Genomic DNA, 18670 nt, shown 5'->3' with positions numbered 1-18670 from the left:
AGCTATCTGCGCCTGCAGATTACACAATCGGACGACGGCCGCCGATGCACTGACGGTAGCCATGAGCTGCCATCAGCAAGCTGACCGGCATGAAGTACAGCAGACCAACGAAGCACAGCATCATGCCCACCAGCTGCAGCAGACTCTGCATGACCACCAAACCCAACAGCGCCAGGTAGTTGTTTTTGGCGATGGCAATATTCTGCTTCAGCGCCTCAATGGGGTTCACCCGCTGGTCGATCACAATGTGCATGAGGAAGCAGTACAGCGGCATGATAGCGATCCACGCGACGATCGCTACCACCGCGAGCACAACCGCGAGGGGATACAGCTCCGCCACAAACGCAACGGCGATAGCGGTGCCGAAGATTCCCGCAAGCACCACGGAAATCAACCACTCGACAAGCAGGGTCAAGACAATCGTGCCCCAATTGTTGACCTTGACGAAGTCCCCGAAGCCCAGCTCCCGACCATCAATGATCTCGAACGCACCACGGACCAAGAAGATCATGAACACGGTCGAAACCAGGCCGGTGATTACCGAGAACACCGCACTGACGTCGGAATAGTACGATGCGTCCGGAGCAATAGGCTCGTTCATGCCTGGGGAGAATGCCTGCCCCAGGGCGCTGACAAAGAACACCACAACGCCGAAAATGACCAGGAAACCGATCCAGGCTCCCGGGCCACGCTTGAAGCCCTTGAAGCCATAGGACAATGCCTGCCCAAGATCGAGGTTGGCGCCGCCTGTGGTGACCGGGATGGTCGGCGGCAATTCACCACCGGGCTGTTGCACACCTACCCCGATATCACCCTGAGGGGCAGTGAAACCGTACTGGTTGGCCTGTTCAGCATTGGGATAGTTCGGGTAACCACCTTGGGCGTAGCCACCACTGGGCTGGTCATAACCGCCCTGGTGATAGGGGTTCTGGTTATAGGGACCACCGGACTGGTCATAGCCGCCCTGGTTATAGGGGTACTGGTTGTAGGGACCTTGGTTATTAGGGCCCTGATTCGGGTAGGAGGGGTTGCCTCCCGGGTTCCCGTTGTCAGCGTCACCATTATTGGGGTTGGTCATCTTCGCTGCTGACTCCATTCTTTCGTTGTTTTTACGCCCCGAGGCGAATACATACGTTTACAGTACGGACTCGTGCCTCGACAGCAAGCAGAAGCTGTGTTCGCTCGGGCGGACTAGGCCACTGTAACCGTTGCCGATGCCGAGAACGGCGTGACGCGACCAGTCAGGTCACGTGCGGCAAAGTCGAAATGAATGACGTAGTCACCAGGGGCCGAACCGGCGGTATTCCAGGACACCACCGCATTGGTGATAAGACCATCCTTATCGAATACCAGGCGAGTGAACTCATGCGAGTCATCGGCAATAATGCTGCCGTCAGGCGCTTCGACAGTGACGTAGCCCCGCTCTTTACGCAGGTCTGAGTTCGGATTCGCCGCGGCGAAGGTCACTTCCACCCACTCCCCTTGCGCCACTGGTTCATCGGGGGCGGTGATGACGTCACCGAAATCATGGCCTGGCTGCGGGATATCGTGGCTCGGGTTACCCGCCGGCGAAGGCGGAATAAGCGCAGTGGCATCAGGGTGCAACCTTCCCGGCTTATTAGGCAGGCCGTCGGCAAGCTCAGCAGCCAACGTATCGAAAATCTGCATCACAGCAGGCAACGTCGCCCGACCGAATGCGGTGGCACCGCCTTCATAATTCTGGGTGTCGTACTCCTGCGGGGTGGCTATATAGTGCCCATAACCCGAGGTGTAGCCCTGCACGATGACGGTGCGCTCGTCGACATCAAGCACCTCAGCCACCGTGCGCCGAATGCGCAGACCAGAGACCACGGTCGGCTCGAAACCGAGCGACACCAGCGTGATCCCGCCGATACGGGTGATATGGAAAAGGTGGGTCTGCTGGATGAAGCCGTCGATATACCCCAGCGGAATGAGCATTTCCTTATTGCCGTGAATCGCTTTGGCCGACGGCGGCACAACGACCTTATTCACCTGGGCAACCCACGGCGAGCCGCCCCGTGCCCCCTCATCAAAGGGCAGTGAGTCATCACCGCCGCCATCTTCCTGACTAGAAGCGGCAAAAGCTGCGCCAAGCACAGCCGGGCCGGTGCGGGCAGGCTGACCATTATCGGTAAACCGGGCTTCGACCTGCACATTGCGCATATCAACCCACTTCCAACGGGAATCAATACCGCTATTGGGCGCAGGGCTAATCCGGCTGCCTTTGGTGCCTTCTGCCTGCCGGTAGCCCAGAATATGGGCCGATTCGTACTGGTCAGCGCCGGGACCAGTACCCGGGGCAAGGCCGTGGTTAGGTGTGACATCGCCGGCGCAACCAGTCTGGAAGGCCGCGACGAAGGGCACGTCGTTTAATTCGCGGTGGTTTACACCTGCGGCATATTCCATTGACCAGGCCGCATAGCCCTTGGAGTCACCGGAGATCTCAGTAAATTCAGGACCAAAGCTGGTGGGGTGAACCCCGTACCAGCTGATCAACCCAATATTGCCCCCGTTGCGAAGCACGTGCAGGGTGGTGGCTGTGCGCAGCACCCCATCGGGAACAAGAGCCTTATCCGACTCGGGGTTTTCTGAAAATGCTTCGAAGGAACGATTCCGGCCGGTGTCTTCGACATCACCAATGGTGAGCAGCATTTCCGAGGGCGCAATATCGTCGTGGGCGCGGGCCACGGAGTCGATAATGCCGGACACCTCGGCCTCAAATGTGACCGGGCGGAACCCCAATGTGGTCAGGTCCACCATTGCGTGACCAGAGGTGCCACCAGGTGCGACATGGGTGTGCGTGGCGGTAATGAGGGTATTGCCCTCGTGATAGAGGTCCCCGTAGCGCGCGGCTAGCCGACGCAGCACTTCTTGCTGCACGGATTGAAACATCAACCCGGTATCGACAGTGATGTGGGCAACCCGGTTACCGCTGGCATCTTCGAAGATAAAGGTGCGGGCAAACTGGCGTCGTTGAATACCGGTAGAGGTCTGTTTCAGCACTGCATAACCATTCATGCCAGCGCCGAGTGGCTCGCCGGTGACATCGCCGATACCTCGCCCAATATTCATGGCTATAGCCGAATCTGCCTGTGCAGCAGCTTGTGCGGTGTAGCGAGAAAGTAGTGCTGCACCGGCGGCGGCACCAGAGCCAACCAGAAACGTCCGGCGGGAGGGGGTCGCCTTCGCAACCTTCTGAGCAATTTCCATTGCACCAGTATCCTTTGCCTACGTTTAGAAGTTAAGGATTTGACGAAAAACACTCTCCGAGTTTTTTGCGCGATCCACCACCGTAAATACAAAACGCCGGCCAGGAATTGGGTACGAAAACTGCCTCATACCCACTTTTCCGGCCGGCGTGGTGCACCAGTGACGACAATGCCGTCTTGCGAGGTGGTCTTAGAGGACCATCGCTGCAATCCAACCCGCGATCAGCAGCGGGATGTTGTAGTGCAAGAAAGTCGGAATCACGGTGTCGCGGATGTGGTCATGCTGCCCGTCCGCATTCAAACCAGACGTCGGGCCCAGGGTGGAGTCCGAGGCCGGCGAACCAGCATCACCCAGCGCGCCGGAGGTACCAATAATGGCGACCGTCGCCATCGGCGAGAAGCCCAAAGACAGGCACAAGGGCACATAAATGGTGGCGATAATGGGCAGCGTCGAGAACGAAGAGCCAATACCCATGGTCACAATGAGGCCCACGAGCAGCATTGCCAGCGCGGCGGCGGCCTTATTGTTAGAGAAAATATCGGCGGTGGCATCAACCAGGGTGGCGACCTCACCGGTAGCGCTCATGACTTCGGCGAAGCCCTGCGCAGTAATCATGATGAAACCGATAAGCGCCATCATCTTCATGCCCTGGGTGAACACGTCGTCGGCCTGGCGCCAATTGACAGCACCGGTGCCCATGAAAATGGCCAGGCCGGCAAGAGCACCAATGAGCAAGGAGTCAGCCTCGGTGCCGATGGACTGCATAACGACCTGAATAGCGAAGGTCACCACGATAGCGACCAGGGCCACACTGACCTTGTACTTGGAAATCTCCCCTTCATCACCGGTCTCGGCGATGGCGCGATCCTCGTAGTCACGGGGCTTGCGGTAGCTGAAGAACACCGCAATGAGCAGGCCGGCGACCATACCCAGTGCCGGGATACCCATCACCGTCATGATGTTGATCCCGGAAACATCCAGACCGGCGTCTTCGATATTGCCCAGCAGGATTTCATTCAAGAAGATCGAGCCGAAGCCGACGGGGATGTACATGTAGGTGGTGACCAGGCCGAAGGTCATGACACAGGCAACCAGTCGGCGGTCCAGGCGCATCTTATTCATCACCGACAGCAGCGGCGGAATGATCAGCGGGATGAATGCGATATGCACCGGAATGAGGTTCTGCGACATGATCGACATCGCAAGAATGCCGGCAATCACGCCGTATTTGGTGGTGGTGATCGCTGCGGTGCGGGCGGCACCTTCCTGCATATTGATTTTGCCGATCAGCCATTCGGCGAGCAGTCGCGGAAGACCAGAGCTTGCAACAGCCATGGCAAAAGCACCGAGCAAGGCGTAACTCAGTGCGATCTTGGCGCCACCGGACAAACCGTCCTGGAAAGCGACCATGGTGTTGTCAAAGCCAAGGCCACCGAGCAACCCGCCAACAAGGGCACCGATGAACAAGGCAAGCACGACGTGAACGCGTGCAACGGCAAGGAGGAGCATCACCACAACGGCGATTAGGACGGCATTCATGGCCCTCAGATTAAACGGTGGCTCAACAACAATTTGCGTCAGGGTGCAAATTAACCGCGCCTATGCAAGATTTTCGTCAAAAACTGCCCGCAGTGCAGTCGCCGCAGCCCGCGGGTCCTTCGCCTCAGTAACAGCGCGCACAACAACAATCCGCTCGGCACCAGCAGCACGAACCTGCTGGGCACGCTCGATATCAATGCCCCCAATGGCCCACCAATTCACGGTGTCACCAGCCTGCCGACGCTGCGCAACCATCTCAGCGGCACGAGAAACCATCGGCACCCCCACCGCCGCCCGGTCGGGCTTGGTCGGTGTCGGCCACACCGGGCCAATAACCGCGTAGTCGATATCACCGTCGGCAAGCGAATCGGCGAACATCTCCTCACTACGATTCGACCGACCCAACAGCACATCGGGCCCCAACAGTGCCCGCATATCAGCAGTACACAAATCCTCCTGGCCCCCGTGGAAAATATCCGGGTTGGTCAGGGCCGCAATATCGGCACGGTCATTGACCGCAAAAAGCCCACCATGCTCCCGGGCGACCGCACCCAATAACCGCACCGCAGCGATCTCATCGCGTGCGGAGATGGACTTATCGCGCAATTGGATAATGTCTACTCCCCCGGCGAAGGCCTCATGGAAGAACATTTCCAACTCCCGCATATCCTCCGGGCTATTGCGGTCGGTGCGGGCATCGGTACATACATAAAGCCGGGCGGCTTCCAGACGGGCGAGTCGGCGGGCTCGTGCCTCCGGGTCAGCGGGCAGGTGCGGCTGCGGTTGCGACATGCGGCCTATAGTAGTGATCACACTTTTTCCGCGGGAGCCCCATTGGGGCTGAGAGGGCCGGTTACCGGCCGACCGCCGAACCTGACGCGGGTCATGCCGCCGGAGGGAGGAAGACATGCCGGAGATCGTCATCGCCGGTGGTGGAGTCATTGGGCTCGCCACCGCGTGGGAACTGACCCAACGCGGCCACAGCGTGCAGCTTTTTGACCCAGACCCAGGCTCGGGTGCTTCTCGGGCGGCCGCTGGGATGCTCGCCCCCGTCGCTGAGGTGGTCTGGGATCAGCCGACGCTGTACCCACTGATGATTGAGGCCGCGCGGCGCTACCCCGAATTCGCGGCCACCATTTCCGAACAGGCCGGACGCAGCGTTGGCTACCTGACCACAGAAACCTTCGTATGCGCCGGCGATGCCGCCGACCGGGCAAGCCTGCGTGAACTCTGCGATATGCAACAACAACTCGGTATGCAGGTTGAGCCAATTACAGCCCGGGCTGCCCGCCAACTTGAGCCCGCCCTTGGTCCCGGGTGCGTCGGCGCAGTACATATCCCCGGCGATCACCAGATCGATCCGCGCCAGTTAGTTGCCGCCCTGCTCGATATTTTGGGGCCGGTGGTGCAGCGGGCACAGGTCACCGAGGTGCTCTGGGACGGCGACCGCGCCGCCGGGGTGCGCCTGGCTGATGGCACCTGCGTGCCTGCCGAGGAGGTGCTTCTCGCCGCTGGGCTGGGCATAACCGAAATCGCGGGCCTGCCGGAGCACTGGCACCTGCCGCAGCGACCCGTGCATGGTGATGTGGCGCGGTTGCGTGTCCCTGAGCACCTACAGCCCTTACTGAGCCGCACTATCCGCGGTGTTGTCCGGGGCTTCCCCGTCTACCTGGTGCCGCGTGCCGATGGCAGCATCGTGTTGGGGGCGACCTCCCGGGAGGACACCATGGCTGGGGTGTCGGCGGGCGGGGTCTATCAACTACTGCGCGATGCCCAGCGCCTTGTGCCGGCCATCCTTGAGTGCGAGATCACTGAAATCATTGCCCGGGCTCGGCCCGGTAGTCCCGATGATGTGCCTATCGTGGGACGTATCGCCGAAGGGTTGTGTGTCTCTGCTGGTTATTTCCGGCATGGCATTCTGCTGACCCCTCTTGGCGCGAGCCTCGGCGCAGACGTGGTGACTAACACTGCGCTTGCCGACGATCTCGCCGCCGCTGTCGACCCGCACCGTTTTTCCCACGGCGCTTAGGAGCACTTCATGACCACTATTAATGGTTCTGCACATAACGGTCCCGAAAACACTATCCTCGAAGTCGTCATGACCTGGACTAACCGGGAACTTAATGACGATGGCACCCCCACCGACGGTGGCCGCCTTGGCATAGCTGTGGCGGTCAATGGTGCTGTGGTGCCACGCAGCCGCTGGTTCGACACTCCCGCCCAGGGCGAGATCGATATTGTCACCGCCGTCCAGGGAGGCTAAATCAATGAGCACTGCGGATAGTTCGCTGACCATCGGCGGGCTGGAATTATCCTCCCGGCTGATCATGGGCACCGGCGGCGCCACGAATCTGGCTACTTTACGCAAAGCCCTGGTGGCCTCCGGGACTGAGCTGACCACCGTGGCGATGCGGCGTGCCGACGCCGGCGGCACCGGCGGGGTTTTCGACCTTCTCAATGAACTCGGTATTGCCGCGCTTCCCAATACGGCTGGTTGCTATACCGCCCGCGATGCGGTGTTGACCGCGGAACTGGCCCGGGAGGCGCTAGAGACAGACCTCATCAAACTGGAGGTCATTGCCGATGAGGACACGCTGCTGCCCGACCCGGTGGAACTGGTTGACGCAGCCGATCAGCTGGTGACGAAGGGTTTCACGGTCCTGGCCTACACCAACGATGACCCCGCCCTGGCCACACGGCTCGAGGATCTTGGTTGTGCCGCGGTCATGCCTGCCGGCGCCCCCATCGGCACTGGTTTGGGCATTCTCAACCCGCACAATATTGAGCTCATCGCTGAGCGGGCCCACGTTCCGGTCGTGTTGGACGCCGGCATTGGTACCGCCTCTGAGGCGGCACAGGCCATGGAGCTTGGTTGTGATGCGGTGCTGCTGGCTTCTGCGGTCACCCGCGCCCACGACCCGGAAAGCATGGCCGACGCATTCCGCCAGGCTGTTTGCGCCGGGTATTTGGCCCGTCATGCCGGACGGATTCCCCGCCGTCGGCTGGCCCAGGCAAGTACTGCCACCGAAGGGATCATCACCGGGGCGAGGACAGGAGAAAGCCTCTAATGGCATTGGTCTCACGCGGCGGTCGCCTCAGCGACACCGAATCGGCCCGCTACGCCCGCCATATTGCGCTGCCCGGATTCGGCGGCGACGCGCAGCGGCGACTGCGCAACGCCCGAGTATTGGTTATTGGTGCTGGCGGCCTCGGCTCGCCGGCGATTACCTACCTCGCGGCCGCTGGTGTGGGGCACTTAAGCATCATTGATGATGATGTGGTCGAGGAATCGAACCTGCAGCGCCAGGTGATCCACCGGCAGCAGGATCTGGGCCGCCCGAAGGCGACTTCTGCCCGGGATGCCGTGCTGCGTCTGGACCCGAGTGCATCTGCGACCGCACTGGTAGACCGGCTCGACGCAGATAATGCGCTGGAGCTCTTCCGCGACCATGATCTGGTTGTGGACGGGGCCGATAATTTCGCGACCCGGTATCTCGCCAGCGATGCCGCAGAGCTGACCGGCACCCCTGTTATCTGGGGCACCATCAACGGTTTCGAAGGCCAGCTTTCGGTGTTCTGGCCAAGCCACGGCCCAATGCTGCGTGACCTCTACCCCGATATCCCCGATCCTGATTCGGTGCCGTCCTGCGCCGCCGGCGGTGTGCTCGGCAGCCTGGTGGGAATAGTGGGCGCCACCATGGCCACTGAAGCTATTAAGGCGATCACCGGCGTCGGCGAACTGGCCTGCGGACGGTTGCTGATTGTGTCCGGTTTAACCGCGCAGTGGCGGGAACTGAGTTTTAGCCCTGACCCGCACCGACCACCCGTGACCGATCTCAGCGAAGCTGGTGCTGCCTGCGCTGCCGTGGCTGACCAGGCCAGCCCTGCCCCACAGGTCGCTCCGGGAGCACTTGCCGACGAACTGGCCAGCGATAATCCACCCACGGTGGTGGATGTGCGAGACGCCGAGGAGTTCGCGGCGCTGCCCCCACTACCCCAGGCGGTCCATATCCCGTTGGCTGAGATCCGCCGCCGCGGCATGGCTGCTGTCGCGGCGAAGGTCAATACCAACGTCCGCCACCTGAACCTGGTTTTCGTGTGCCGCACAGGTATCCGCTCCGCGGAGGCGGTACGCAGTTTGTCCGCCACCTATGACGCCCGGATGCGTAGCCTGTCCGGCGGCATGGTGGCCTGGGCAGCAGGCCCGGGCGCCGAAGCCGACGAGGACTAAAGCAGCCTTCGGGCCCGGTCGGCGATCCCGTCGGCGCTCAGCCCCATCTCGGCGAGCACCTCATCACGGCTGGCATGGGCATAAAACCGCACATCAGCGCCGTGGACATGCACCGGCGTGGCACAACCTTGCTGCTGTAGCGACCGAGATACCGCGGCACCAACACCACCGTGGGCAATACCGTCCTCCACGGTCAAAACGACGCGGTGCTGCGCCGCGAGGTCAGCTAGGGCTTGTGGCACCGGAAGCGCCTGTGGGCAGTGCACCACGGTAGCGGCGATACCAGCGTCGGCAAGCTTATTGACGCAATGAAGACACGGCTGCGCCATCGCCCCCACCGCCACAATCAACACCTGCGCGCCCGCCGCCTGGTGCAGGATATCGACCCCACCAGCACTACTGCCGGCAATGCGCTGCGGCAGCGACCCCTTCGGGTAACGCACCGCGACTGGGCACTGCTGCGCAACTGCTGTGGCAACAGCACTGTCCAAAGCCACGCGCAAGCCCACCAGATCGCGGGGCGCCCACAGCCGCATCCCCGGTGTTGCCGCACATAACGCCATATCCCACATCCCGTTATGCGAGGGCCCATCCGGGCCGGTGACACCTGCGCGGTCAATGGCAAGCACCATAGGTGTATCGATAAGCGCGACGTCCATCAGCAACTGGTCGAAAGCCCGGGCAAAAAACGTCGAATACATCGCCACAACAGGAACAAAACCCCCACGTGCCAACCCGGCGGCACTGGCCAGACCATGCTGCTCAGCGATACCAACATCAACGACGCGGTGCGGGAACTGTTCCGCAAAAGCGCTCATTCCCGTCGGCCCGGTCATTGCCGCGCTCACAGCAATGATGTCCTCGCGGGCGGCACCAGCGTCGTTAAGCCACTGCCCGAAAACCTCGGTGGGACTGGGATGCGAGCAGGTGTGGGCACCAGCGCCACCCCGAGCGCTAGTGGAGTGCATATGGTCTGTTGCATCAGCCTCGGCGGGACCAAAACCGTGGCCTTTTTCGGTGAGCACATGCACCACCGTGGGGTGGGTGGCTTTAGCTGCGCGGTGGAGCTGCAGTTCCATCGCCGCGATATCGTGGCCGTCAATGGGACCGATATAGTCCAGGCCAAGGCCGCGCAGCAGCGTCGGCAGGTGCGTCGCAAGCGCACCGACGGTGGGTGCATACGAGCGGCCATTATCGTTGATCACAATGACCAGCCGGCGGTTTGGAGGATCATCTTCGGCGATGAGGTTAAGCGCCTCCCAGCACATCCCACCGGTCAACGCCCCATCGCCAACAACGGCCACCACCGGGCGGGCCGGGTGCATTGGGTCAGCTCGCAAAGCTCGGGCCCGGGATAGCCCTTCGGCCTGACTCAGTGCGGCCGAGGCGTGCGAAGATTCCAACCAGTCATGTTCTGATTCGGCACGGCTGGGGTAGCCCGATAGGCCACCGGCGCGGCGCAGGGAGTCGAACTGGTCTGCTCTGCCGGTGAGAATCTTGTGCACGTAGGCCTGGTGGCCGGTGTCGAACAGGATGGCATCGGCAGGCGATTCAAAGACCCGGTGCACCGCGATGGTGAGTTCGACGACACCGAGATTCGGGCCCAGATGCCCGCCGGTACGCTGCACCTTGTCAATGAGGAAGGCGCGGATCTCGTCGGCAAGCTGGGTCAGCTCGGCCGGGTGGAGGGCCCGCAGATCCGCGGGGTGCCGGATGGTGTCGAGGATACTCATACTGCCGCCCAGCCTAGGTCACAGCAGCTGCCAGTGAGCGCTGCACAACCCACCCACTAGGCTTGTCGACGATTATGTCTGAGCAGAATGCATCCTCCTCCCCGTCCGGCCATGGCAACTCACGTCGTCGTGGACGCGGCCGAAGCCGTGGTTCGGGCCCCGATAAACGCCCGCTCTACGACCGCCTCGATGGGGTAAGCCTGTCCGAGGCGCGCAGTTTTCGGCGGCGGCTCAAACGCGCCGGCTCGGCCAAAGCCATTCATGCGATCGGCGCTGATATTGAGCTTGCCCGGCAGCGCATGGAGCAGCGTGCTGCTGGCATTCCGACGATCACGTACCCGGAAAACCTGCCGGTCAGTGGGCGTCGTGACGATATTCGGGCCGCCATTGAATCCCACCAGGTCACCGTTATTGCCGGCGAGACTGGTTCTGGCAAGACCACGCAGATTCCGAAAATCCTGCTGGAGATGGGCCGCGGGGTGCGCGGCAAGATTGGACATACCCAGCCGCGCCGGTTGGCGGCGCGTTCTGTGGCAGACCGAATTGCTGACGAACTTGGTGAAAAGGTGGGCCAGCACGTCGGCTACGCCATCCGCTTTGATGACAAGGTCAGCCGCGATACCTGCGTGAAGCTGATGACTGACGGCATCCTGCTCGCCGAGATTCAACGCGACCGGCTGCTGTTGGAATACGACACCATCATCATTGATGAGGCGCACGAGCGAAGCCTTAATATCGACTTCCTGCTTGGTTATCTCAAGCAGCTGCTGCCCAAACGGCCTGACCTGAAGGTGATTATTACTTCGGCGACGATCGACCCGGAGCGTTTCGCCGAGCATTTCGCCGATGATGCGGCCAACCCCGCGCCCATCATCGAGGTGTCTGGGCGGACCTATCCGGTGGAGGTTCGCTACCGCCCCCTTGAGCGCGAATCGCAGCAGAAGAATGGCGATACCCGTGTGACGAGCATTGACCCTATTGATGGGGTTGTTGCCGCGTGCGAAGAGCTGATGCGCGAAGGCGACGGCGATATTCTGTGCTTCTTTTCCGGCGAGCGCGATATCCGCGATGCCGCTGATGCGATTGAGGGCAAGAATTGGCGCGGGGTGGAGGTGCTGCCGCTCTTTGGTCGACTGTCCAATGCTGAGCAGCACCGTGTTTTTGGTCCGCATTCTTCCCGACGGATTGTGCTGTCGACCAATATCGCCGAAACGTCGTTGACGGTGCCAGGTATTCGCTATGTGGTCGATACTGGTGAGGCCCGTATTTCTCGCTATTCGACGCGCACGAAGGTGCAGCGCCTGCCCATTGAGCCGATTAGTCAGGCCAGCGCGAATCAGCGTTCGGGACGGTGTGGCCGTGTGGCTGCGGGTGTGGCGATTCGTCTTTATTCTGAGCAGGATTTTCAGGCACGCCCTGAGTTCACTGAACCAGAGATTCTGCGCACGAACTTAGCCAGTGTGATCTTGCAGATGGCCTCGCTGGGCCTGGGTGATATCGCGGCTTTCCCGTTTGTCGAAGCCCCGGAGCAGAAGTCCATCCGTGATGGCGTAAACCTTCTTGATGAGCTCGGCGCCATTGAGACTGATACTAAGCATGCCGATACTGGCCCGACGCTTACCGACGTCGGCCGCGACTTGTCCCGTCTGCCGGTGGACCCGCAGTTGGGGCGGATGTTGGTGGAGGGGCACCGCAATGGGGTGCTGCGTTTGGTGACGATTATTGTCGCCGCGCTGAGCCTGCAGGACCCGCGGGAACGGCCCTTGGAAAAGCGCGCCCAGGCGGACCAGGCCCATGCCCGTTTTACTGATAAGACCTCGGATTTTCTGAGTTATCTGCGGTTATGGCGCTATCTCGCGGAGAAGCGTCGGGAGTTGTCCGGTAATCAGTTCCGCAAACTGTGTATGCGTGAGTACCTGCACTATTTGCGGGTGCGCGAGTGGGAAGATTTGGTGCGTCAGCTCAACCAGATCACTGCTGAGATGAAGTGGGATGCTGGGCTTGCCGACGATGACGACCGGGTGCATCAGTCGCTCTTGGCTGGGTTGTTGTCGCGTATTGGCGTTCGTGAGGGCGAGGGCAAGGAATTTACTGGTACTCGCAACACCTCGTTTGTGGTGCACCCGTCTTCGGCGTTGTCGAAAAAGCCGCCGCGGTGGGTGATGGCTGCCGAGATTGTGGAAACGTCGCGGATGTTCGCGCGTGATGTCGGCAGGATTGAGCCGCAGTGGGTGGAGAAGCTTGCCGCGCATTTGCTCAAGCACAATTATGCGGAGCCGCATTGGTCGTCGAAGCGGGCTGCGGCGATGGCTTTGCAGACGTCAACGCTGTACGGGGTGCCTGTGGTGCAGTCGCGCCCGGTGCCGTATCACCGGATTGATGCCGAAGCTGCCCGGGATATGTTTATTCGCCATGCGCTGATCGATGGTGAGTGGAATGCGGAGCCGGAGTTCCAAAAAACGAACCGCGCGCTGCTTGAACAGGCCGCTGAGGTGGAGGAAAAGGCTCGTCGCCGCGGCATTGTTGTCGATGATGAGACGCTGCATGCCTTCTATGACGCGCGGATTCCGCATTCGGTGACAACAGGTGCGGATTTTCTGAAGTGGTGGAAGCACAAGCGACATGATGAGCCGTCGCTGCTGGATTTCGATCCCGCGTCGCTTGTGGACCCGCAGGCAGAGGAGGTTTCGGAGACTGCTTTTCCCGATCTGTGGCGTCATGGTTCTTTGGAACTGCAGTTGGGGTATCGATTTGAGCCTGGTGCGCCTGATGATGGTGTGACCTTGAAGGTGCCGTTGCCGCTGCTTGCGGGTATCCGGCATGAGGGTTTCGACTGGTTGGTGCCGGGACTGCGCGCTGAGCTTGCGGAGGCGTTGATTCGAACGTTGCCGAAGCCATTGCGCAAAACTGTGGTGCCGGCGCCGGATTTCGCGGCGAAGGCCCTGGAGAAGATGACTGCGTATGCCCGGCCGATAACGCAGGAGCTTGCCGACGCTTTGCGCAGCCTGGGCGGTTCTGGCATTTCAGCGACTGATTTCAATGACGACAAACTGCCGGACCACCTGCGGTTTAATTTCGCTGCGGTCGACCGCAGTGGCACGGTCATCGACCAGGACCGTGATTTGGCTGCGCTGCAGAAGCGCCAGTCTGATTCGTCGACGATGGCGATGTCGAAGGCCGCCCGGCGTGGTGGCGGCAGGAAGCCGAAGGGGGCGATGGAAGCCCAGCAGCAGTCTGCTGGTGGCGGCGGCGGTGCAACAGTGGTGCGTGGTCCGGTGCAGAAGTGGACTGCGGAGAGTCTTGGTGCGGTCGAGGAGACTGTGACTACCTATGTCGATGGGCACCGCGTTGTTGCCTACCCGGCGTTGGTGGTGCAAAAGGACGGCGTGGCGATTCAGGTGATGCCGACGAAGCAGCAGGCCGAGGCGGCGATGATGACCTCGACGCTGACGTTATTGCTGCGTGAGTGCACGGTGAAGACTGCTGCGATGGTGAAGGGGTTGCCGTTACAGCAGCGGGTGTCGGTGGATGCCTGGCCGCATGGTGGGGCTGCTGGTCTTGTTGAGGATTGCCGGATCACGGTGGTGCGTGATGCTCTTGTGGCCGCTGGCGGCCCAGTGCGTGACCCGGAGGCGTTTGAGAGGTTGCGGGCGCAGATTTCGCCCCAGGTTTCTGCTGGGGTGCGGCAGTTGGTTGTGGGTGTGGCGCAGTTTTTGCCGCGCTATCAGCGTATCCGGGAGCAGGTGTATGGCTGGGATGGTGCCGCGATGGAGGATATGCGCCAGCAGCTGGCGTTCATGTTGCCTCGTGGCGCGGTCGCTAAGCATGGGTGGCATCATCTGCGGCATATGCCTCGCTATCTGGAGGCGATGGAGATCCGTTTGGAGGATATGGACCGTGATCCGCAACGCGACGCGGACTGTGAGGACCAGGTGCGTGGTGTTGCCGAGGAGCTTGCGGCGAAGCTGAAGACATTGCCTGAGGGGCGGCGTAATTCTGCGGCTGTACGCGAGATTGGGTGGCGCATGCAGGAGCTGCGGGTGAGTTTATTTGCGCAGCGGTTGGGTACGGCTGGTTCGGTGTCGCCGCAGCGGATTAGTAAGCAGATTCAGAAGCTGCGTTAGCTGCGCAGGGCGTCGATTTCGACGAGGAAGTCCTGCGCGGAGCTGAAGGATTTGTAGACCGAGGCGAAACGCAGGTAGCCGACTTCGTCGAGGTCGCGAAGCGGCTCCAAGATGGCCAGGCCAACTTTATCTGAGTGCACCTGGGAGGTTCCTTCAGAGCGGAGGATCTCCTCGACCTTTTGGGCGAGTTTTTTCAAGTCCGCTTCAGAGACGTTGCGGCCCTGGCAGGCCCGGCGCACACCGCGGATGACTTTGTCGCGGTCGAACTCTTCCGGCTGACCATCGCGTTTGATGACCATCAACATGGTGCGTTCCAGCGTGGTGAAACGCTTGGCGCATTCGGTGCACTCCCGGCGCCTGCGAATGGTCGAGCCTTCTTCAACGAGCCGGGAGTCCACCACTTTAGTTTGAACGTGATGACAAAACGGGCAATGCACGCCGCTTATTCTATGGCCTCTACTCCCCTACTGAAGAACTCGCGGCCCCAACGCTGTAGGTGGCTGCGGGGCTTTCCAGGGGTTGCGGGTCCGCCCAGGCGTAATTGAGGGCACCGCCGAGGAAAAGCCCAAGACCCAGGATGGCACCGATAGTGCGGCGGTTCGTCCCACTGCTGCGCACCGGACGACCAATAGTGTGCTGCGCAGGTGCAGCGCCTTCATGGGCGCGGTGGACTGCCGGGATAGTGGCACGAAGCGTGCGCGCATTATCGCCGTGGGAACGGGCATAGCTGCCGTTATGTACCCGGGGCCCGCGACCACCCGGCGTCGTTGGTGCGTTCGCCCCATTACGCGGCGGCCGCAGCGCACGACCCCGTGTTCGAGTAGTACCCGTACGGCGCGTGCGACGCGCCGGTGTGGTCTGCTCAATCCAGCTGGGCAAACCACTGTCAATTATCGCGGCGGTATTGCCGGTCCGGTTATTCTGAGCTGCGGTATTGGTGAGAGTCATCATGTTGTCCTTCATGGTTGCCGATTGTGCCGACTGGATGGACACGCGCTATCACCCTGGGGCACAACTGTTCGAATTCGTTGATGCTTCGATTTATAGCACCTGTGTTCGACACTGTCCACACGTTCGAAAGAATTTTTCGAACGTGTGTGCACTGCGCACAGTGTTCGACTATGCTTTGCCACCGAAGGCATAAGCCACCGCACACACCGGATAATCCGGCGCCAGGGTGCGCCACGCTTCACTGAGACAGCAGTCCCCAGACGCCATGGAGGCATCCACCCGATGAGCGATTCGAAGAAGCCGAATATCAGCTCCCTCACCGACCGCCAGCGCCGCATCCTCGATGTCATCCAAGACGCGTTGAAGCTGCGCGGCTACCCGCCAAGCATTCGCGAAATCGGCGACGCCGTTGGCCTCAACTCCACTTCTTCGGTCTCCTACCAGCTCAAAGAACTAGAGCGGAAGGGTTTTCTGCGCCGGGACCCACATAAGCCCCGCGCAGTCGATGTTCGTGGCCTCGACCAGCACTCCTCCCACAGCAAACCCAAGGCTGGCCCGAAGCCGAAAGCCGCAGCAGATCTTCCCCAGGGCGCTACCCCAGCTGCGTACGTGCCCATCGTCGGCACCATCGCCGCTGGGACTCCGATTCTCGCCGAGCAGCATATTGATGACTACATGGCGATGCCGGAAGAAATTGTCGGCCAAGGTGAGCTATATATGCTGCGCATCGACGGCGACTCCATGAAAGACGCCGGGATTATGGACGGCGACTATGTTGTCGTCCGCTCCCAACAGACCGCGAATAATCACGATTTCGTCGCCGCGCTTTTCGAAGACTCCGCCACATGTAAGGAGTACTTCGAAGACAGCACCGGCCGGTGGCTACTGCCTCATAACGACGCCTACGAACCTTTCCGGGCTGACGAAGCCCAGATCATCGGCAAGGTCGTCGCCGTGCTCCGCAAGGTTTAGCGCATCAAGCACACCAGAGCCTAAAAACGCTCCGAACATACAGTTCGGAGCGTTTTTAGCTGCGCCCACAAGGTGCAGGCCAGACCAACTTGACCTACCGAAGCGCGTTTCGGGCAGCCTCCCGCGCACTATCGGCATCCGGGGCATCCAACGCGGCCTTAGCAGCGGCAACACACTGCTCGCGGGTGACGTCGGCAAGCTGCGCGCCCACCCCCGGCAGCGCAGTAGCCGCCGCCGACAACGACGTCACACCCAGGCCCACCAACACCACCGCCATGAGCGGATCGGCAGCAGCCTCACCGCACACACCAACAGGAGTGTCGAGGTCCTTACCGGAGCGGCACGTCATATCAATAAGCCGCAGCACCGCCGGCTGCCACGGGTCAGTTAAATGAGCCAGATGCGGGGAAAGCCGGTCCGCAGCCATCGCGTACTGGGTGAGGTCATTCGTACCGATGGAAACGAAATCCAGCACCTTCATCAGCTGGTGACACATCAGCGCCGCAGCGGGAATCTCAATCATCCCGCCGGGCACCAAACCACGGTCCCGGCATAGTGCGGCAAACCACTCCGCCTCCGCAACAGTGGCAATCATGGGCGCCATCACCCAGATCGGGGCGTCCGCACAACGGTCAGCGGCGTTCTGTGCAGCAGCGATCGCGTCAAGCTGGCGCTCCATCAGGCCATCAATAGCGCTCGCCATGCGTAAACCACGCACCCCCAGTGAGGGGTTTTCTTCCACCCCGAGGTTGGCGAAATTCAGTGGTTTATCGGAACCAGCATCCAGGGTGCGCACCACGATCTTCGACTCCGGGAAGGCACCGAAAACCCTGCTATAGATTTCGACCTGGCGCTCCAGGCTCGGCTCATCGGGGGCAGATAGGAAACACAGCTCGGTGCGGAATAAGCCAATTCCCTCGGCCACACTATTGGCCGCTTTAGCCGCAGCCGGACCATCGCCCACATTGGCCAAAAGTTGGATGAGCTCACCATCGGCGGTTCGGCCCGGGCCGCGCCACTCAGCGGTCTTTTTCGCATGCGCGGCCGCCTCCGCCACGGCCGTGGTGGCCTGGTGCTCATCAGGGTTGGTGGCGATGGTGCCGCGGGCGCCGTCGACAAGCACCAACGTGCCAGCCGGAATATCGTGCAACTGGGCACCAGCAGCGACAACACAAGGCACACCAAGTTGGCGGGCAATGATGGCGGTATGCGAGGTCGGCCCACCCAGCGAGGTCACCATGGCGACATACATCTGCGGGTCAAGCGTTGCGGTATCAGCCGGGGCGAGGTCATCAGCAAAAAGCACCGAGGGGCTGTCCACCGGAGGCAAGCCGGGCTCGTCCTCACCACGCAGTTCGGCGATGACCCGGTCGCGGATATCTTCTAGGTCGGTGGTGCGCTCGGCCATCAGGCCACCGGCAGAGCGGAACATGTCCACGAATTTCGCGATCGCCTCGGTTGTGGCCAACTCAGCGGTGGTTTTGCCCTTGATGGCTTTCTTCGCAGCCCGGTGCCAACCCCGGTCCAGGGTCAGCTTGGCTGTTGCGTGCAAAACCTCGGCGGCATTGCCGTCGACCTTCTCGGCGCGTTGCTTCAGCCGCTCGGATACAGCGGTGGTCGCCTGCTCAAAACGCTCGATCTCGGCGTCGATATCGTCAGCTGCGATAGAGGCCGGGGCGGTAGGCAGTTCGGGCCGCGGGTTCACCCACACCACGGGGGCGTAGGCAACACCAAGAACAACACCGGTTGCGCTGATGCTTTCGGGAAGGGACATGAATCCTCCTGGGAGCGAGCCGTAGCTGCGGAAATTGGAATCAGTCTACAAGGTCAAAATCCCTGTTTGGGTTGCACATTCACACATTGCGCCCTAAATCCACACTCCCGTGGGG

At 61.2% G+C, this 18670-nt stretch carries 14 protein-coding genes, 1 pseudogene and 1 riboswitch; of the genes and pseudogenes, 6 read left to right on the top strand and 9 right to left on the bottom strand.

The window, feature by feature from the left end; translation table 11 throughout:
• Positions 1–19: 19 nt before the first annotated feature.
• From KRX51_RS05140 to thiE, 5 genes and pseudogenes are all read right to left on the bottom strand, one after another.
• Positions 20–1096: a hypothetical protein gene (locus KRX51_RS05140; protein ID WP_218361901.1), complete on the bottom strand. Its 1077-nt coding sequence runs from the start codon at positions 1094–1096 to the stop codon at positions 20–22.
• Between the two features lie 95 nt (positions 1097–1191).
• Complete coding sequence (locus KRX51_RS05135; RefSeq protein ID WP_255549378.1) at positions 1192–3231, bottom strand: neutral/alkaline non-lysosomal ceramidase N-terminal domain-containing protein; 2040 nt, start codon at positions 3229–3231, stop codon at positions 1192–1194.
• Positions 3232–3420: 189 nt separating this feature from the next.
• A complete protein-coding gene (locus tag KRX51_RS05130; RefSeq protein WP_370625051.1) occupies positions 3421–4311 on the bottom strand; it encodes a Na+/H+ antiporter NhaC family protein in 891 nt (296 codons plus the stop codon).
• 212 nt (positions 4312–4523) lie between these two features.
• A pseudogene (locus tag KRX51_RS10315) lies at positions 4524–4770 on the bottom strand (sodium:proton antiporter); the annotation flags it as partial.
• Positions 4771–4830: 60 nt separating this feature from the next.
• On the bottom strand, positions 4831–5562 hold the full coding sequence (gene thiE, locus KRX51_RS05125) for a thiamine phosphate synthase (RefSeq protein WP_218361898.1): 732 nt from the start codon (positions 5560–5562) through the stop codon (positions 4831–4833).
• Between the two features lie 20 nt (positions 5563–5582).
• Positions 5583–5687: riboswitch (TPP riboswitch) on the top strand.
• On the opposite strand from thiE, the gene thiO reads away from it, so the two are divergent.
• From thiO to KRX51_RS05105, 4 genes are all read left to right on the top strand, one after another.
• Positions 5678–6799, top strand: a complete 1122-nt coding sequence (gene thiO, locus KRX51_RS05120) for a glycine oxidase ThiO (RefSeq protein WP_218361896.1) — start codon at positions 5678–5680, stop codon at positions 6797–6799. It overlaps the preceding riboswitch by 10 nt.
• Before the next feature lie 9 nt (positions 6800–6808).
• Positions 6809–7033: a MoaD/ThiS family protein gene (locus tag KRX51_RS05115; RefSeq protein WP_255549377.1), complete on the top strand. Its 225-nt coding sequence runs from the start codon at positions 6809–6811 to the stop codon at positions 7031–7033.
• Positions 7034–7037: 4 nt separating this feature from the next.
• Entirely contained in the window at positions 7038–7838 is an 801-nt protein-coding gene (locus KRX51_RS05110) for a thiazole synthase (RefSeq protein WP_218361894.1), read from the top strand.
• Positions 7838–9001: a ThiF family adenylyltransferase gene (locus KRX51_RS05105; protein WP_255549376.1), complete on the top strand. Its 1164-nt coding sequence runs from the start codon at positions 7838–7840 to the stop codon at positions 8999–9001. Before KRX51_RS05110 ends, KRX51_RS05105 begins: the two co-directional genes overlap by 1 nt.
• Here KRX51_RS05105 and KRX51_RS05100 read toward each other — a convergent pair.
• Positions 8998–10734: a 1-deoxy-D-xylulose-5-phosphate synthase gene (locus KRX51_RS05100; protein WP_218361892.1), complete on the bottom strand. Its 1737-nt coding sequence runs from the start codon at positions 10732–10734 to the stop codon at positions 8998–9000. The genes KRX51_RS05105 and KRX51_RS05100 overlap by 4 nt on opposite strands.
• A gap of 74 nt (positions 10735–10808) precedes the next feature.
• Between KRX51_RS05100 and hrpA the strand changes: the two genes are divergently transcribed.
• The gene (gene hrpA / locus KRX51_RS05095; RefSeq protein ID WP_218361891.1) at positions 10809–14858 is read left to right on the top strand and encodes an ATP-dependent RNA helicase HrpA; all 4050 of its coding nucleotides are present in this window, start codon (positions 10809–10811) and stop codon (positions 14856–14858) included.
• On the opposite strand, the gene nrdR is transcribed toward hrpA, so the two are convergent.
• Both nrdR and KRX51_RS05085 read right to left on the bottom strand, forming a co-directional pair.
• Positions 14855–15295 (bottom strand): transcriptional regulator NrdR, encoded by a 441-nt coding sequence (gene nrdR, locus KRX51_RS05090; protein ID WP_218361889.1) that lies wholly within the window; start codon positions 15293–15295, stop codon positions 14855–14857. The two genes, hrpA and nrdR, sit on opposite strands and share 4 nt — an antisense overlap.
• A 19-nt stretch (positions 15296–15314) precedes the next feature.
• Positions 15315–15821 carry a hypothetical protein gene (locus KRX51_RS05085; RefSeq protein ID WP_218361888.1) on the bottom strand — a complete coding sequence of 169 codons (507 nt, stop codon included), beginning with the start codon at positions 15819–15821 and terminating at the stop codon, positions 15315–15317.
• 270 nt (positions 15822–16091) lie between these two features.
• Between KRX51_RS05085 and lexA the strand changes: the two genes are divergently transcribed.
• Positions 16092–16781, top strand: coding sequence for a transcriptional repressor LexA (lexA, locus tag KRX51_RS05080; protein ID WP_218361886.1), 690 nt, complete (start codon positions 16092–16094; stop codon positions 16779–16781).
• A 94-nt stretch (positions 16782–16875) separates the two neighbouring features.
• On the opposite strand, the gene ptsP is transcribed toward lexA, so the two are convergent.
• Positions 16876–18555: a phosphoenolpyruvate--protein phosphotransferase gene (gene ptsP / locus KRX51_RS05075; RefSeq protein ID WP_218361885.1), complete on the bottom strand. Its 1680-nt coding sequence runs from the start codon at positions 18553–18555 to the stop codon at positions 16876–16878.
• Positions 18556–18670 lie beyond the last annotated feature (115 nt).

It is taken from the genome of Corynebacterium sp. TAE3-ERU12, assembly GCF_019209905.1.
Taxonomy (GTDB): domain Bacteria; phylum Actinomycetota; class Actinomycetes; order Mycobacteriales; family Mycobacteriaceae; genus Corynebacterium.
Note: the sequence above shows the minus strand (reverse complement) of the source record. Positions and strands in the feature narration are given on the sequence as shown.

Bases quoted from the DNA above. Each gene is read 5' to 3' on its own strand.
- KRX51_RS05130 (WP_370625051.1), bottom strand. From the start codon at position 4,311: ATGACCTTCGGCCTGGTCACCACCTACATGTACATCCCCGTCGGCTTC.
- KRX51_RS05105 (WP_255549376.1), top strand. From the start codon at position 7,838: ATGGCATTGGTCTCACGCGGCGGTCGCCTCAGCGACACCGAATCGGCC.
- lexA (WP_218361886.1), top strand. From the start codon at position 16,092: ATGAGCGATTCGAAGAAGCCGAATATCAGCTCCCTCACCGACCGCCAG.
- KRX51_RS05110 (WP_218361894.1), top strand. From the start codon at position 7,038: ATGAGCACTGCGGATAGTTCGCTGACCATCGGCGGGCTGGAATTATCC.
- KRX51_RS05135 (WP_255549378.1), bottom strand. From the start codon at position 3,231: ATGGAAATTGCTCAGAAGGTTGCGAAGGCGACCCCCTCCCGCCGGACG.
- KRX51_RS05085 (WP_218361888.1), bottom strand. From the start codon at position 15,821: ATGAAGGACAACATGATGACTCTCACCAATACCGCAGCTCAGAATAAC.
- thiE (WP_218361898.1), bottom strand. From the start codon at position 5,562: ATGTCGCAACCGCAGCCGCACCTGCCCGCTGACCCGGAGGCACGAGCC.
- thiO (WP_218361896.1), top strand. From the start codon at position 5,678: ATGCCGGAGATCGTCATCGCCGGTGGTGGAGTCATTGGGCTCGCCACC.
- ptsP (WP_218361885.1), bottom strand. From the start codon at position 18,555: ATGTCCCTTCCCGAAAGCATCAGCGCAACCGGTGTTGTTCTTGGTGTT.
- KRX51_RS05115 (WP_255549377.1), top strand. From the start codon at position 6,809: ATGACCACTATTAATGGTTCTGCACATAACGGTCCCGAAAACACTATC.
- hrpA (WP_218361891.1), top strand. From the start codon at position 10,809: ATGTCTGAGCAGAATGCATCCTCCTCCCCGTCCGGCCATGGCAACTCA.
- KRX51_RS05100 (WP_218361892.1), bottom strand. From the start codon at position 10,734: ATGAGTATCCTCGACACCATCCGGCACCCCGCGGATCTGCGGGCCCTC.
- KRX51_RS05140 (WP_218361901.1), bottom strand. From the start codon at position 1,096: ATGGAGTCAGCAGCGAAGATGACCAACCCCAATAATGGTGACGCTGAC.